Consider the following 16,256-nt stretch of genomic DNA (forward strand, 5'->3'; position numbering starts at 1 on the left):
AGTGTTAAGAAATTAGTTTATTTTTTAAAAGATTTTCGTATTTTAGTAAACCAACCTTTGCGATTATTAGCTGACATAACTTGAGGTTGTGCAGATTTTTCTTGTAAAGATTGACCAAATTTAATAGCTTCATTCATAAGATATGCTTGTGAATTTAATGGTGACAAATTATTTTCAATATAGTGGTAGTTACCGTTTTGATCTTGGTAACGTCCTTTTTGATTATCAGAAAGTTGAAGATTCATATAATCTAATAGACGGCTTGCGATCGCTTTATCTTCAACAGGGAATAAAATTTCTACACGTTTAATCATATTTCTCGTCATCGCATCTGCAGAAGAGAGATAAATCTTATCTTCTCCATTATTATGGAAGTAATAAATACGAGAATGTTCTAGAAAGCGTCCGACTATGCTCACTACTTCAATGTTTTCACTGATTCCTGGGACTCCTGGTTTTAAGCAACAGATACCACGAATAATAAGTTGTACTTTGACACCAGCACAGGATGCTTCGAATAATTTGAGTATAATATCTTTATCAGTTAAAGAGTTCATCTTCATAATGATCTTTCCATTACCATGTTCTAGATGAGTCTTAATTTCATTATCTATACGAGCTAAAAAGACATCACGGATATCAAATGGAGCCACGATCAATTTGTTATAAACTGGTTTTATCGAATAGCCACTGAGATAGTTAAAAAAGTTAATTGCATCTTCGGCAATCTCATTGTTCGTCGTTATAATTCCCATATCAGTATATAGATTAGCGGTTTTATCATTATAATTGCCGGTTCCTAGATGTACAAAAGAAGTAAGTTTATTGTTAATGCGTTTAACCACTAGCGAAATTTTACTATGTGTTTTTAAATGTGTCATACCATAAATAACATGGCAACCGGCATCTTCTAACATTCTAGCCCAATGGACATTATTTTCTTCATCGAAACGTGCTTTTAATTCTACCAAAACGGTAACTTGTTTGCCGTTTTCAGCAGCATTTTTCAGGCTATTGATGATAGGTGAGTCTTTGCTGACACGATAAAGCGTTTGTTTAATTGCAATCGTGTCAGGATCTTCGGATGCTTCACGTATAAAATCTACGATAGGCTCGAAAGATTCATAAGGGTGGTGGAAAAATATATCTCTTTTTAGTGATAGGTCATAAATATTATTATCACCTAAAGATTGTGGAATTTGTGGTACGTATTTATTATATTTTAAGTGTTTTAATTTATTAGATAAATGTTCAACTAAATCAGAAAGCATAGTTAAGTCGAGTGGCCCATCTAAGAAATAAACATCATTGTCTTGAACTTCTAATTGATTCATAATCCATACAATATCTTCATGTGTTGCATCTCTACCATCTACTTCTAAACGAACAGCTGTGCCACGTTTTCGTTCTTTTAAGAAACGCTCGATTTCTATTAATAAATCTTCTGCACCATCTTCGTGGATGGTTAAATCTGCATTTCTTGTAATTCTAAAGGTAAATGTATTTATGACATTAAACCCAGTAAATAAATCATTTATAAAATAAGTGATAATGTCTTCGACCATAATAATGTATTGCTTATCACCTTCATTAAATGCATAAAAACGTGGTATTAATGATGGGATTTGAACAATAGCGGAATTAATTTCATCAGGTGTATCGATGTTTACAAAAATGTTTAAACTCTTATTATTTAATTTAGGAAAAGGATGATAAGCATCGATACCTAACGGTGTCAAAGTAGGCAATATACCAACTTTGAATTCTGTTTCAAGTCGTGCCAAGAGCGTTTTAGGTAACTTATGAGGTTTTACGATTTCTACTTGATACTGACGTAAATCATTGATTAATTCATTATAAACTTCATATTGTAAATCAACGTTTTTCTTGTTTTTTATTTTAATCTGATCAAGTTGTTCTTTTGGTGTTAATTGTGCTTTGTTTTCTGGTTTATCATAGCCCAATTTCACTTGATCTTGTAGACCGGCTACTCGTACCATAAAAAATTCATCCAAATTTGAGCTGAATATAGAAACAAAGTTAAGCTGTTCTAATAATGGATTGTTTTTATCTTGTGCTTCTTGTAACACACGATAGTTAAAATCTAACCAACTCAGCTCTCTATTATTATAATGTTGTGGCGAATTTAAATATTTCTCTCCCAAATTTCTATGCATAACTGTTAATACACCTCATTAGTAGTCTTAGATACATGTTTTGCTACACTTAATTTATCATAAGAATTTTAAGATTTTGTAAAGATTATAGAAACATTTTCCTTTAATATTTTATCGATATGTTTCTTTTGTCTATGCGCTTGATATTCTTCAGCGATGGGCGAGCCATTATAGTAAACGTATAGGGTATAACCATCGTTTTCATGTTTAAGATTTAAGCGCTCAACTGCACTTGTGTGAGAAATATTAAGTGCATTAACGAATTTTATAATGCCTCCTAGGGATTGAATATTATCTAGTTCCTTACCGCGAAGCCATTTTGTTTCATGACTAAAAAATTTTAATAGCGACTTATTTTTAAAACTTGCGAGCAACGCTAATTTGACACGATCTTCGTGCTTGAAGCCATCTATCATTGAATTGGCAATAATATAATAGGTATGTGGCGAACTAGAGTCCGCATCAATAAATCTACCTAGATAATACAAGTATGCCCCCTCAGCAAATAAAGATTTTTCTTTTTCTGAAACTTCAATTTTATCCCATTTTATTAATTGCTCTAAGAGTGATTGTGCTAATTTTACGCGTTGGTTAGCGCTAGTTTCTTCGATACCGTATTCATTCGCTAAATGATACAAAGCATCCGTTCTAATATTTTCTTTTTTAAATTCTTCAGGGTGGCGTTCGCCTATAACATTCATGGCATAGCCTTCACGAAGACCCTTTCGAGAGAATGTAAATTGAGTAGCATCTATTTTATTAAATAGAGTATTAAAGACTGCTACGGCTGGCAGTATAATATCCACACGGTCTCTACTTAGTCCATCAATATCCTTTAAATCATCACGTGAACTCTTTTTAATGATTGTATATACTTCATCAATATCTTTTTCAGACATTGTATAATTGTGCACACCGCCGATAGGGTACGAGTGTTCTGACTGATGAATTCGTGCTACGTTACGAGCAGAACCACCAATACCTACAAGTGCAACTTCTTGATTTTTTATCCATGGTAATTGATCAAATTGTTTAGATAAGAATTTTTCCATATCTTTAATTGCAGATTTGTCGTTATGATCTTTGCCATCGAAAAATTTGCGTTGTAAAGTAACGACTCCGAAAGGGAAACTATGCGATTCTATTAGCCTCTTATCTTTAAAAAGTGTAACTTCTGTTGAACCACCACCAATATCAACAGAAACACCATCATTAATGTCTGTAGTATGTGTAATAGCATAAAATCCATAAAATGCTTCTTCTTGATCGTTAATAATTTTAATTTTGATATTAAGTTCTTTTTTTATTTTTTCGATGATTTTATCTCTGTTTGTTGATTGTCTGATTGCTGCAGTAGCTACGGGATGCAATGCATCAACTTCGAATTTGTCTGCTACTTTTTTAAAGCTACTTAAGGTTTCAGTTAACACATTGATTCCATCGTCGCTCATTGCTAAATCTTCAGTTAGATACTGACTTAGCCTTGCGGGTGTTTTTATATTTAATAATTCATTTAATCCTGTTTTTTTATCAAATTCGAAAATAACCAATCTAATGGTATTTGATCCGATATCAATTAATCCTATACGTTCCATAATGCCTCCTAAAATATTTAATGAGGTAATTTATATTGTTCTATTTTATTTACCCATTTCTTAAGATTATATTACATTAAATATAATAATTTGTTACTAATTATTTTCATGCTGCTCAATAGAAAATAATTTGAAATAAATCGTATAAATTACAATGTGTAACATAAAAGAGACGAATCGGACAGTCAAATTTATACTGAAAGATTTGTCTCTTATGTGTGGAAATTTTTAAGTATTATTTCATATCTAACGGACCACCAGGACCTAATGGCCAACCTAACAAATACCAAATAATCATAAACAATGGCCAAACAATGCTTAAAATGATGGTATAAGGCATTAAACTTGAAAGTAAAGAACCTAATTTCATATGCTTGTCATATTTTTGCGCATAAGATAATAGTAGTGGTAAATATGGCATCATTGGAGTAATCGGATTACTGATGGAATCACCAATTCTATAAAGCATTTGTGTAAACGCGGGGTGAAATCCGACTAGCATTAACATTGGTATGAAAATAGGTGCCAAAATTCCCCATTTAGCCGATGCACTCCCTATCAATAGGTTAATGAGCCCACTTAATATGATAATACCTAAAATTAACACAATTCCATTTTGCCCTTGGAGCAATGAAGCTCCTTTAACAGCAACAATAACACCGAGATTACTCCACTCTAGGAATGCTAGTAGTTGCGCTGCAAAGAATACTATAACAATAAAGGACCCCATCGATCCCATAGAATCAGCTAACATTTTACCTAAGTCTTTAGAGTTATGAAATACTTTCATTTTGATTCCATATACTAAACCAGGTACTAAAAATAAGACTAAAATAATCAAACCTACGCCATTAATAATCGGTGCATCATTAAGTAAGCTACCTGTTTTAGCATTTCTTAGAAAACTGTTCTGTGGGATTGCTAAAAGAATGAGTAAAGCAATCATTGCGAAGAAGCTTATGTTTGCCCAAAAAACTGCTTTATTTTCTTCAGGTGTTAGTCCTTTATTTTCTTCATCAACTTTAATATCTGAGTTGGATGTATCATACGTTCCAAGTCTAGGAATGACAAATCGCATGGTTACCCAATATACAGATGGTAATAAAACGATAATACTAGCAGCTATAAAGTACCAATTCATTGCGACGTTTACGTGTACATTATCAGAAACTATTTTTGCTGCAGGCTCTGTAAAAGCATAAAGTAAAGCATCGGACATACCAATCATGACATTAGCCGAGAAACCACCAAGTGCTGATGCATAAGCCATAGCTAATCCAGCAATAGGATGGTAACCTAATTTAATAAATACCATGGCAGTAAGTGGTGGTAACACGATAGTAGCGGCATCACCAGCAGCATTACCTAAGATACCGACTAATATAATTACCGGAATTATAATTTTCTTTGGCGCTTTATGTACGACTTGTATCATCAATTTATCAAAGTAACCTGTTTTTTCCGATACGCCAATACCAAGCATGACTGCTAATACGAGACCTAGTGCGGGAAATTCAGAAAAATTCTTAATAGCATCATTCAATATCATTGATAAGCCATCGCTACTTAAAATACTTTTAATTGCAATGGTATCACCGCTTCCGGGATGTTTAACCGTGATAGAGAAAAATGAAATAATCCAAGTTAATACGGCGAGACCTAAGCACATTAAGAAAAATAAAATACTAGGGTCAGGTAATCTGTTCCCAATTTTTTCTACTATGTTTAAAAATCTATTGATAAGCGTTGGTTTTTCTTTTGAATTTAATGACATAATCCTTACCTCCCAATTAAGTTGTCGAAAGTATAACAAATTAAAGTTAATAATTAAATGAAAATTTTGACAATTTAAATAGTTGAACAAATTAAATGCTGTAAACGTTTTTATTTAAAAATCCTATTAAATGAAGTTTCGCAGGCAATTAAAAAAGGAACTGTATAACTGATATGTCTTAAGAAGGAAAGTAATTTTAGAAAAGGAGTTGTGAGTAATTATGGGAAGATTAGAAGATAAAGTAGCTATATTAACAGGTGTTAGCACAGGTATTGGGGCTGCTACCGCACATGTTTTAGCTAAAGAAGGTGCTCATGTTATAGCAGTAGATATCTCAGAAAAAGTACACGATACAGTTAAAGAAATTAATAATGCAGGGTATAAAGCTTCAGGTTATACTGTTGATATTTCAGATGAACATGCTGTAGAACGATTTGTAGAAGCTATTAAAGAAAAATTTTCAACAATCGATGTACTCTTTAATAATGCGGGGGTTGATAATGCTGCTGGTAGGATACATGAATATCCTGTAGAAGTCTTTGATAAGATAATGGGAGTTGATCTGAGAGGGACATTTTTAATGACTAAGTTTTTCTTACCTTTAATGATGGATGAAGGTGGTTCTATTATTAATACGGCGTCATTCTCAGGTTTAGCAGCAGATTTAAATCGTTCAGGATATAATGCTGCAAAAGGTGGCGTAATTAATTTCACGCGTTCAACTGCAATTGAATATGGACGTGAGAATATTAGAGCGAATGCGATTGCACCAGGTACTATTGAAACGCCACTTGTCGATAAATTGACTGGGACTGCTGAGGAAGAATCTGGTAAAGCATTTAGAGAAAATCAAAAATGGGTTACACCTTTAGGTAGATTAGGAACACCAGAAGAAGTTGGGAAACTTGTTGCGTTTCTAGCTTCAGACGATAGTTCATTTATTACTGGTGAGACGATTACTATTGATGGTGGGGTAATGGCTTATACATGGCCTGGTGAAATGTTAAGTGATGATAGTTGGAAAAATACGACTAAATAAAAATAATTTATAAAAGAGAGAGGCTGAGACAAATATTTTGTCTCAGCCTCTCTTAGAACGTTGACAAACCCTTCGCGAATCAATGCGAAAGGTTTGTTTATTTTCTATTTTAAATAAATTTTTCAAAATAGTAGTAATCTTTCAGACCATTAATGGTCCTTTTATTAGCCACATTACGCTTTTTTAAGATTCATGTCAGCACAAATCAGTGTGATATCCATGGAAACTTTGTCATGGCTTCTATACCTCGTTCATCGCATACCACGCTGCACTTTTGCATCATCAAAGCTTCTCTCTACTGTTTGACTTCGCATTTTATATTGTTTTTTACTATATCCACCAATCTTATATATTCAACATAAACACCATCACTGTTTAATTTACATATATTATCATAATTTTTTTGTCATGTTGGCAGTGGTTTATGCCGACTCCTGCGGGAATAGCACTAGCCGAAGACTACAGGCTAAGGCATTGCCCGCGGAAAGCGTGCATAAAAAATGCCAACAAAGCCGGAGACATTGTCTCAGCCTCTCTTATTAAGCATAAATTGGCAGTAGTTTAAAGCCCTGCTGATATGCTAATTGTATTATGCATTTTTACGTAGTGTGTGATTATTAACATATAAAAATTAGTTAAATAAAATTACTCAAGATATGTTAGAAAGATTACCAAATAATTTCTTCTACAACGTCATCATTTAGAGATTTAACAATTTCAGTCACAAGTGCAACTGAATTCTTGTAATCATCTGTGTGTAGTACCGACACATTTGAATGCATATAACGTAATGCGACACCGATAGAAACAGTTGGTATGCCTTCATTCGCAACATGTATACTACCAGCATCAGTACCGCCACCAGCTGTAGTATCTAATTGAATAGAAATGTTGTGTTTCTTAGCTACCTCTTTAATATGTTTGGTAAAGCCAACATGGCCGATATTAGAAGCATCCATAATAATGACAACAGGTCCATTACCAATAGCTGTATCACTCACTTGTCCAGACATTCCTGGTGTGTCATATGCAATTGCAACGTCAACAGCGATAGCTAAGTCGGGTTTGATTTTATTAGCAGCAACTTTAGCACCACGTAGGCCAACTTCTTCTTGAACATTTGCACCAGCGACTAAATTGACATCGATGGTTTCATTTTTTAATTGTTGTAACACATCAACAGCAAGTGCACATCCATAGCGATTATCAAATGCTTTTGCAGTTAAATATTTGTTGTTAGCTAATGTTTCAAATTCACTATATGGCGTAATCATATTTCCAATTTCAATACCGAATTGCTCGGCTTCTTTTTTACTTTTAACACCAATATCTATAAACATTTCTTTCATATCAATCGTTTTTTTACGTTCTTCAGGTGATAGTACGTGCGGTGGTTTAGAACCGATAATGCCTCTGATTTTCTTACCTTTGTCTGTTGTGACAGTAACTTTTTGTGACAACATGACTTGATTCCACCAACCTCCAATTGGAGTGAATTTTAAAAATCCATCATTATCAATTTTAGTAACGATGAAACCAATCTCGTCTAAATGCCCAGCAACCATCAATGTCTTGTTACCATTTGTTGCGGATTTTTTACCAAAAATTCCTCCAAGATTGTCTTCTACGATTTCGTCACTTACTGGTGCCAAATAATCATGCATTAAAGCCTTCACTTTCATTTCATGACCTGCGATGCCGTCGACATCAGTTAAAGTTTTTAATAGTTGTACTGATTGATTCATATTAACCCTCCCAAGTTTGATTTATAGACATATTTTACCATTTTAAGATTAATAGCATATAGTCATTTGATTTAAATGGAAATTGATAAGAACTGTATAAATATAAAAATAAATCATACTAATTCACTAAGACTAAAAGTGTGCAATAAACAAACAATCGTGTTTCAATAAATACATTAGATAAAGTGGAGGGGTTAAAATGACAAAAGTTAATTATCTTACATTGGGTTCAAATGAAGCACCAATTCAAGTCGAATCTTTTATTAATTTTGCATGTCCATATTGTAAGAACTATTTTAGAGCTGCAGACAAGGCACTTAAACCATTTATTGATGCAGGTAAAGTGCAACATGTGATTAAACATTTTGATAAAACTAAGCAAGCCTTACTAAAAGGAACAGTTGCTAATATACATTTAGATTATCAAAAAGTTAATGAAACGATAGAAGTTATACGCGACTTATACGATACGCAAGATGAATGGAAAAAGAGTTTTACTGCAATTGAAGAAAAAATGACTCAAACATTTAACTTAACACCTAACAAAGAAGCGGACGAACGTTCATTAGCAATTAATGAAGAAACATTTAAACGTGGTATTAAAGGTATTCCAACAGTATTTATTAATGAAGTTCAACTTGAGTTCAATCCATTAAAAGATGAACAGAATGAAATAGAAACATTAATTACTGACAAAATAAATCAACTAAACAGTTAAAAATAAAAACACTATGACAGCAATTAGAAAAGCTTGTCATAGTGTTTTTTAATTTTTATTCATGCTCAATTAGTTTTAATTTATAGTCTTGGATAGATTGAATACTGCCATCTTTATTTTTGATAATAATATGATCTTTAGTAATTTGTGTCGGTGATTCAACACCAACCGCAGCTGCAATATTAAATAAACCTTCATGCAAACTTGTTACAAAGTTAGTCACACGGTATTTTTTCTCATCAATAATTAGGCCTTTTTCTCTTTTGGGGTCTGTTGTGGCAACGCCTACAGGGCAAGTGTTCATGTGACATTGTTGACTCATAATACAACCTACGCTAATCATCATGCCACGAGCTATGTTGATTAAATCGGCACCTAAACCAAGCGCAATTGCAATCTTATCGGGTGTGATTAGCTTGCCTGAAGCGAATATTTTAATGCGATCTCGAATGCCGTACTTTTCTAGTAAAGAAGTGAGTATAGGTAGTGCTGTAAAAAGGGGTAAACCTACACCATCTTCTAATTCTTGGAAAGTTGCGCCAGTTCCGCCTTCACCACCATCTATGGTTATAAAGTTTGGGTATTGTTGTGTATCAACCATTGTTCGTACTAACTCTTCTATCTCTGAGACCTTACTAATTACAATTTTAAAACCAACAGGTTTTTGACCAAGTTCCTGTAATTGATGTACCCAAGAAAGTAATGCAACGGGATTATCGATTTGATCAAAACGATTAGGTGAATTTATCGTCTTCCATGGTTCAACTTTACGAATTTCTGCAATTTCTTCAGTGACTTTATTACCTTGCATATGACCGCCTCTTGTTTTAGCACCTTGAGCTAATTTGATTTCAAAAGCTTTAACTCGTGGATGCTGTGATAAATCTCTAAAGGCGTCTGTATCAAAATTGCCTTCTTTATCACGGACTCCGAATAGACCTGGTCCAATTTGGAAAATAATATCTACGTCACCAGAAAGATGGTGTTTTGATAGTCCACCTTCCCCAGTATTCATCCAAGTGCCAGCTTGTCCTAAACCTTTGGAAAGGGCAGTGATTGCATGACTACCTAGCGCACCATAACTCATACCAGATTGGCCAACCAAACGTTTTAATTTGAAAGGTTGTTCAAGATCTGGTCCGAGAATAATTTGATTATCATCTGATAAATAATAAGGGTCAATTTCTGTTTTAATTCTATGCTCATCACGATCAAATAGACGTTCATTGTCTATCTGATAAATAAAAGAAGATATCATAGGTGATTGGTCAATGTGTAATTCTGATGATTGTAATGGAAACATAGTGTTTTGAATATAAAAGCCATCTTCATAATCGCGTTGAGTACCGAAACTTGTCATTCTAGAATTGTATTTGCCTGCTAAAACGATATTAGTGAAATTATTTCTAGAAAAAGGTTTACCCTTAGTATCTGGCAAAAAAAGATATTGGCGTAATTCCGGGCCTATTTTCTCACCAAAATAACGTATTCTAGCTAACAAAGGATAATTACGTAATACGCTATGTTGTTTTTGACGCTTATCTTTAAATAGTAATAGTGCTCCTATAATAAGCCCACTTATTAGAAATAAAACAATGATTATATTAACAATAAACTGTAGTACGGTTAATATTGTCATAAAGCATCCCCCCATTTAACTATATGTTACAACAAAATGATCATTTTACAATAAAATAACCGGATAAAGAAAAAGTCACTTAATATTAAAGTTATAAAAAATGAAATAACACTAAAAATTTTATAAAACATATATAAGTAATTTGAATCATGATATATTTATAATATATAAATATGAAGGAAGGTGCCTTGATGGATAACAAATCAACGTTAAAAAGAACGGAACCAATACAAGAAAAAAACAAATGGCAGAATAAGCATATAGTGAAAAGAGATTTCTGGCTTATTCCTTTTTATATACTATTCAATCAAGTTGTACCTTTAATTGTCTTAGCTGTAATATTTGAATTTTCATTTTTACTTAATAATAAAAATGAAGTAGCAGGCAATGATTACATAATTATAGGTAGCGTAATCTCCGAAATTATTATTTTGCTAAGTTTTTATTTAATACATAAGAAGCATCGATTAATACCGATAGCGATAGAGCGTTTTATGAGAGTCCAAAAATATTTATTAATAATTTTGGTGACTTATATTGTTTCACTATTATTAATTACTGGATATGAATGGATGACAGATTTTTTGCCTGAATCTCTTCAATATGGAGAAACTCAAAATCAAATGTTACTAGAAGAATTGTTTAATAATAATTGGATGCTACCATTGTTGTTTATAGACATCGTTATTTTAACGCCTTTTATTGAAGAATTATTATTTAGACACTTAATTATTCATGAATTAGGTAAAAAAATAACCTATGGTTTTGCTACAGTTCTGTCTGTAATCCTTTTCGCGAGTGTACATGTTATGGGTGCCACGTCACCTTTCGAAATAGGGAGTTATATAATAATTGGTGCCAGTCTAGCCTTTGTTTATCTAAAAAGTGGCATGAATTTAGCTGTTTCTATCACACTGCATAGTTTAAATAATTTTATATCATTTATAGCTATTGTTATCTTAAAATAATTTTTAATAATGAGTTGTTAACTTATATTTTTGTAGAAACTGGTTATTTCTATCATTTATTAGGGAATAATGGTGAGTAAAGCAAATATTAGGGAGGCCTTAGCATGTTAGAACTGAAAAATGTTTCATATCATGTTGATAACCGTGACATCATCAACAATATTTCTTTGAAAATTGAACAAGGAGACACTATTGCGATTGTAGGTCCTTCAGGAAGTGGGAAAAGTACACTAATGCGTTTGATTAATAATTTAATTAGTCCTACAGAAGGTGAACTTTATTTGAACGGTGAGCCTTACGATCAGATTGATCCAGAAACATTGCGTATGAAAATTAGTTATCTATTACAAGAAAGTGACTTGTTTGATAGAACTATAGGAGAGAATTTAGCTTTTCCAGCAGAAGCGCGCAATGATAAATTTGATCGCAAAAGAGCAAAATATTTATTGAAGTCTGTAGGTTTGGGTCATTACAATTTTAATACAAGGGTTAATCATTTATCCGGTGGTGAAAGACAGAGAATAACTATAGCAAGACAGTTAATGTACAAACCACAGATACTATTACTAGATGAGGCGACTAGTGCACTAGATGAGCAAAATAGTGAAAAAATTGAAAAACTAATTTTTCAAATGGCTAAAGAAGGAGTCTCTATTTTATGGATTACTCATAGTAATGAACAAAGTATTAGGCACTTTAAAAAAAGAATTAGAATTGTTAAAGGTCGAATTGCACAGGAGGATGATTTATCATGAGTACAACTGCGTTAGCATTAACCGGTCTTCTGTTGCTATTTCCTATTATCGTCTCTTATAAAGAAAAATTACATATAATTAAAGATTTATTAGTTGCTACATTACGTGCAGTGGTACAACTGGTCATATTGGGTTATCTCTTACATTTTATTTTTGGTGTTAATCAAAAGTGGCTACTGCTTATATTTGTATTGATAATCATTATAAACGCTTCTTGGAATACAATAAGTAGGGCTTCACCAGTTATGCATCATGTGTTTTGGATTTCATTTATGTCCATATTCGTTGGTGTTGCCTTGCCATTAGTTGGTGTTATCTTAACTGGTGCGATACAGTTTAAACCGAATGAAGTTATACCGATAGCAGGTATGTTAGGAAGTAATGGTCTGATAGCCATCAATTTAGCCTATCAAAATTTAGATAAAGAATTTGTGAAAGAAATGAGTCAAATAGAAGCTAAATTAGCTTTAGGCGCGACCCCTAAGTTATCCTCTAAGGCAACTATTAGAAACAGCATTAAAACTGCAATTGTACCTACGATTGATTCTGTAAAAACATATGGTATTGTCTCTATACCTGGTATGATGACCGGTTTGATACTAGGTGGCGTTGCACCATTAGAAGCAGTGAAGTTTCAGTTAATGGTTGTATTTATCCATACAACTGCGACGATTATGTCCGCTTTAATTGCGACTTACCTAAGCTATAAACAATTCTTTAATCACCGAGATCAACTGATCGGACGCCACATGCATACGAAAGAAAGATAATGGTTACTTATCATATTTATAAATTAGGCGAAATACCAACAAAGTTACGTGTTTTGTTGGTATTTTTTGCGTTTTTTTGAACTTCTAAATTTTAACGATACAAAGACGAATTGTTATTTTAATACCTGACGATATATAGGTAACCATTGTTATTTTAAAATATTCAAACGTGTTGACGAATGGTTTATAATATAGTGGTTATGTAAAAATAAAAATTTATTAAAGGGAGGAGTGAATTTATGTCAGTGATGAGAATCGCAACATTCATTTTAAGTATATTTATAGTAGGTATGGTTGAAATGATGGTTGCTGGGATTATGAATTTAATGAGCAATGATTTGCATGTATCAGAAGCGATAGTGGGTCAGTTAGTGACTCTATATGCGATCACATTTGCTATAGCCGGTCCAATCTTAGTAAAATTAACTAATCGCTTTTCACCGAGGCCAGTCTTATTATGGGCGTTAACAATTTTTATTATAGGGAATGTAATTATTGCTATGGCGCCTAATTTTTCAATCTTAGTGTTTGGACGTATTTTATCATCTGCTGCGGCAGCGTTAATCGTGGTGAAAATCTTAGCATTAACTGCTTTATTAACAGCTCCACAGCACCGTGGAAAAATGATTGGGATTGTTTATTCAGGGTTTAGTGGTGCTAATGTATTTGGTGTGCCTATTGGGACAATTATAGGTGACTTAGTAGGATGGAGATATACATTCTTATTTATCGTCGTAGTCAGTGTGCTAGTTGGTATACTAATGTACTTTTATGTACCACAGCCACAATTTGAAATGCCAAAAGCAGGTACAGAAACAACGCAACGTACAAGTAGTTATTCTAAAATATTGAGACCGGCAGAAATTGTAAAATATTTGAGTATAACGTTTTTACTACTCGTTGCCAATTCAGTGACGTTTATTTATATTAATCCATTGATGCTGAAAAGTGGCCATGATTTATCCTTTGTGTCTATCGCATTGTTGATTAATGGTGTAGCAGGTGTAATAGGGACATCAATGGGTGGATTCTTATCTGATAAACTCACAAGTAAACGTTGGTTAACGATTGCGACAACCATTTTTATCGTTATGATGTTAATCTTAAATGTTTTCTTACCAGGTACAGGCCTATTATTGATGGTTATCTTTATTTGGAATATCATGCAGTGGAGTACAAATCCAGCTGTACAAAGTGGTGTCATTGAACATGTAGAAGGTGATACGAGCCAAGTCATGAGTTGGAATATGTCTAGCTTAAATGCAGGTATTGGTATAGGTGGTATAGTAGGGGGCTTAGTCGTTTCAAAAGTAGATGTTTTTGCAACAACTTACTTTAGTGCGGCGATTGCGTTATTAGCCTTTATATTAATCATTAGTTTGAAAAATGTCGCGAAATTTAACAAAGCTCAGGTTTAAGGATTATAAATAATAACATGTAAAAATTAACCATGTATATAACTTATGATTAATCAAAAAATTGTTTAAATCAACTAACTTAAAGATAAATAATGGGGACAACTATCCGATACTAAGCTTTACTTAATATCTTGGATAGTTGTCCCCATTTTAAGTTCAAATTTAAATTAGTAATTTTAGATTGCTACCACGCCGATCAATACAGCGATAATTAACATAATAATAGCAAATCCCCATATCCAGAAAAAGGCATATTTTATATATGTCCCCATATTTGCCTCTGCAAGGCCAATTGCTAACCATAAGGCTGGTGAGAATGGGCTGACAAAGGTTCCGATGATATTACCAATTATCATTGCGTATGCTGTAGATATAGCAGGGACACCAAATTGACCAGCAGTCTGTTCTACAATTGGAAGCACAGCAAAATAATAAGCATCTGTACTCGTGAGTAAATCAAGTGGTACACCAAAAATACCTACAATAATATGTAAATATGGACCAACTGCATCTGGAATAATAGCTATAAAGTTTAAAGCTATTGCTTCTAGCATACCAGTTTTATTTAGTACGCCTAAAAACATTCCTGCTGCTAAAATTACAGCTGCCATCATTAACGCATTGGGCGCGTGTGCTTTCAAACGGCTCATTTGTTCATCTACATTTGGGAAATTGATTACCAATGCGATTGCAACACCTATCATGAAAGCGAATTCTGGTGGTGCAATATTAGCTAACATCATGACGATAATTATAATCGTTAGTAACCCATTAACCCAATTAATCCATGGTTTAGATACGGCAGTTCCACGTACGGGAAATTTTACTGCCTGATCTTTTTCGTAATTATCCACAATTTTATGAATATCTAAATGTTGTGTGTCTCTAACTTCACCTTTATTTATAGCTTTGTTAATTCTAGCCTTCTCTCGAAGTCCTAAATAAGCTGCAAAAAACAGTACAAGTGCAAAGCCTGTTAATTGAATAGGTATAATTCCGTACCAAAGTTCATTGACATTTTTGACATTTAACACTGAAGCAGTACGTGCCATAGGACCGCCCCAAGGTACCATGTTCATAATAGCAGCACTTAGTGCTAATAATAGTAGTAATAAATACCGATTCATATTCAACGCTTTATAAAGTGGTAATAATGCCGGGATAGATAATAAAAAAGTTGTTGCTCCAGCACCATCAAGTTGTGCGAAGATACCTATTAAAGCAGTAACGATACAAACTACTATGACGTTACCTCTAGTAAGTAGGATTAATCTTTTTACAAGCGGTTTAAATAAACCACTATCACTCATTATACCAAAGAATATAATAGCGAAAATAAACATAATAACAACATTTATAACTTGATCTAATCCACTATTGAAAAATTTTACTAAATCCCCAACATTGTATCCTAAAAGTAATGCGCCAATACTCGGTATTAAAATCATACCAACTACAGGACTAATACGTTGCGCAATTAATAAGCCTACAATAGAAATGATAATCACTAGGCCTACAATTGTTAACCAAATACTCTCTTGTTGCATAGTACTTCCCCTCCCCTAATTTAAAGCGCTTACAAAAAACGAAACATCATTTGATTAATTTGTAATGATTATAGATAATTGTAACAAAATTGAATATTGTTAAGTGATTAT

Annotated in this window: 12 protein-coding genes; 6 read left to right on the forward strand and 6 right to left on the reverse strand. The window is 33.1% G+C overall.

Going from position 1 to position 16,256, the window contains the following annotated elements; translation table 11 throughout:
- Positions 1-17: 17 nt before the first annotated feature.
- From BTM19_RS06540 to BTM19_RS06550, 3 genes are all read right to left on the reverse strand, one after another.
- Entirely contained in the window at positions 18-2,177 is a 2,160-nt protein-coding gene (locus BTM19_RS06540) for an RNA degradosome polyphosphate kinase (protein WP_069796931.1), read from the reverse strand.
- A gap of 68 nt (positions 2,178-2,245) precedes the next feature.
- Positions 2,246-3,775 (reverse strand): exopolyphosphatase, encoded by a 1,530-nt coding sequence (gene ppx, locus BTM19_RS06545; RefSeq protein ID WP_029378302.1) that lies wholly within the window; start codon positions 3,773-3,775, stop codon positions 2,246-2,248.
- A 232-nt stretch (positions 3,776-4,007) separates the two neighbouring features.
- Positions 4,008-5,546: an AbgT family transporter gene (locus BTM19_RS06550; RefSeq protein ID WP_029378303.1), complete on the reverse strand. Its 1,539-nt coding sequence runs from the start codon at positions 5,544-5,546 to the stop codon at positions 4,008-4,010.
- Positions 5,547-5,766: 220 nt separating this feature from the next.
- Here BTM19_RS06550 and BTM19_RS06555 point away from each other — a divergent pair, with 220 nt between their 5' ends.
- Positions 5,767-6,585 (forward strand): SDR family oxidoreductase, encoded by an 819-nt coding sequence (locus BTM19_RS06555; RefSeq protein WP_029378304.1) that lies wholly within the window; start codon positions 5,767-5,769, stop codon positions 6,583-6,585.
- Positions 6,586-7,253: 668 nt separating this feature from the next.
- On the opposite strand, the gene BTM19_RS06560 is transcribed toward BTM19_RS06555, so the two are convergent.
- Positions 7,254-8,330 (reverse strand): M42 family metallopeptidase, encoded by a 1,077-nt coding sequence (locus BTM19_RS06560; RefSeq protein ID WP_029378305.1) that lies wholly within the window; start codon positions 8,328-8,330, stop codon positions 7,254-7,256.
- 199 nt (positions 8,331-8,529) lie between these two features.
- Between BTM19_RS06560 and BTM19_RS06565 the strand changes: the two genes are divergently transcribed.
- On the forward strand, positions 8,530-9,048 hold the full coding sequence (locus BTM19_RS06565; RefSeq protein WP_029378306.1) for a thioredoxin domain-containing protein: 519 nt from the start codon (positions 8,530-8,532) through the stop codon (positions 9,046-9,048).
- 55 nt (positions 9,049-9,103) lie between these two features.
- Here BTM19_RS06565 and BTM19_RS06570 read toward each other — a convergent pair whose 3' ends face one another.
- Positions 9,104-10,687, reverse strand: coding sequence for an FMN-binding glutamate synthase family protein (locus BTM19_RS06570; RefSeq protein ID WP_029378307.1), 1,584 nt, complete (start codon positions 10,685-10,687; stop codon positions 9,104-9,106).
- 191 nt (positions 10,688-10,878) lie between these two features.
- Here BTM19_RS06570 and BTM19_RS06575 point away from each other — a divergent pair, with 191 nt between their 5' ends.
- The 4 genes from BTM19_RS06575 (at position 10,879) to BTM19_RS06590 (ending at position 14,598) form a co-directional block, all read left to right on the forward strand.
- Positions 10,879-11,655 (forward strand): CPBP family intramembrane glutamic endopeptidase, encoded by a 777-nt coding sequence (locus tag BTM19_RS06575; protein WP_058625688.1) that lies wholly within the window; start codon positions 10,879-10,881, stop codon positions 11,653-11,655.
- A 104-nt stretch (positions 11,656-11,759) separates the two neighbouring features.
- Positions 11,760-12,410 carry an ABC transporter ATP-binding protein gene (locus BTM19_RS06580; RefSeq protein WP_058625687.1) on the forward strand — a complete coding sequence of 217 codons (651 nt, stop codon included), beginning with the start codon at positions 11,760-11,762 and terminating at the stop codon, positions 12,408-12,410.
- Positions 12,407-13,180, forward strand: a complete 774-nt coding sequence (locus BTM19_RS06585; RefSeq protein WP_029378310.1) for an ABC transporter permease — start codon at positions 12,407-12,409, stop codon at positions 13,178-13,180. The genes BTM19_RS06580 and BTM19_RS06585 overlap by 4 nt, the downstream gene beginning before the upstream one ends.
- A gap of 239 nt (positions 13,181-13,419) precedes the next feature.
- Complete coding sequence (locus tag BTM19_RS06590) at positions 13,420-14,598, forward strand: MFS transporter (protein ID WP_029378311.1); 1,179 nt, start codon at positions 13,420-13,422, stop codon at positions 14,596-14,598.
- Between the two features lie 176 nt (positions 14,599-14,774).
- Here the strand turns inward: BTM19_RS06590 and BTM19_RS06595 are convergent, their stop codons facing one another.
- Entirely contained in the window at positions 14,775-16,145 is a 1,371-nt protein-coding gene (locus BTM19_RS06595) for a CitMHS family transporter (RefSeq protein WP_029378312.1), read from the reverse strand.
- Positions 16,146-16,256 lie beyond the last annotated feature (111 nt).

The sequence above is a fragment of the Staphylococcus xylosus genome, from assembly GCF_002732165.1.
GTDB classification, from domain to species: domain Bacteria; phylum Bacillota; class Bacilli; order Staphylococcales; family Staphylococcaceae; genus Staphylococcus; species Staphylococcus xylosus.

Excerpts from the sequence above, each read along its gene's own strand:
- BTM19_RS06540 (WP_069796931.1), bottom strand. The coding sequence starts at position 2,177 with ATGCATAGAAATTTGGGAGAGAAATATTTAAATTCGCCACAACATTAT.
- BTM19_RS06550 (WP_029378303.1), bottom strand. The coding sequence starts at position 5,546 with ATGTCATTAAATTCAAAAGAAAAACCAACGCTTATCAATAGATTTTTA.
- BTM19_RS06555 (WP_029378304.1), top strand. The coding sequence starts at position 5,767 with ATGGGAAGATTAGAAGATAAAGTAGCTATATTAACAGGTGTTAGCACA.
- BTM19_RS06560 (WP_029378305.1), bottom strand. The coding sequence starts at position 8,330 with ATGAATCAATCAGTACAACTATTAAAAACTTTAACTGATGTCGACGGC.
- BTM19_RS06565 (WP_029378306.1), top strand. The coding sequence starts at position 8,530 with ATGACAAAAGTTAATTATCTTACATTGGGTTCAAATGAAGCACCAATT.
- BTM19_RS06570 (WP_029378307.1), bottom strand. The coding sequence starts at position 10,687 with ATGACAATATTAACCGTACTACAGTTTATTGTTAATATAATCATTGTT.
- BTM19_RS06575 (WP_058625688.1), top strand. The coding sequence starts at position 10,879 with ATGGATAACAAATCAACGTTAAAAAGAACGGAACCAATACAAGAAAAA.
- BTM19_RS06580 (WP_058625687.1), top strand. The coding sequence starts at position 11,760 with ATGTTAGAACTGAAAAATGTTTCATATCATGTTGATAACCGTGACATC.
- BTM19_RS06585 (WP_029378310.1), top strand. The coding sequence starts at position 12,407 with ATGAGTACAACTGCGTTAGCATTAACCGGTCTTCTGTTGCTATTTCCT.
- BTM19_RS06590 (WP_029378311.1), top strand. The coding sequence starts at position 13,420 with ATGTCAGTGATGAGAATCGCAACATTCATTTTAAGTATATTTATAGTA.
- BTM19_RS06595 (WP_029378312.1), bottom strand. The coding sequence starts at position 16,145 with ATGCAACAAGAGAGTATTTGGTTAACAATTGTAGGCCTAGTGATTATC.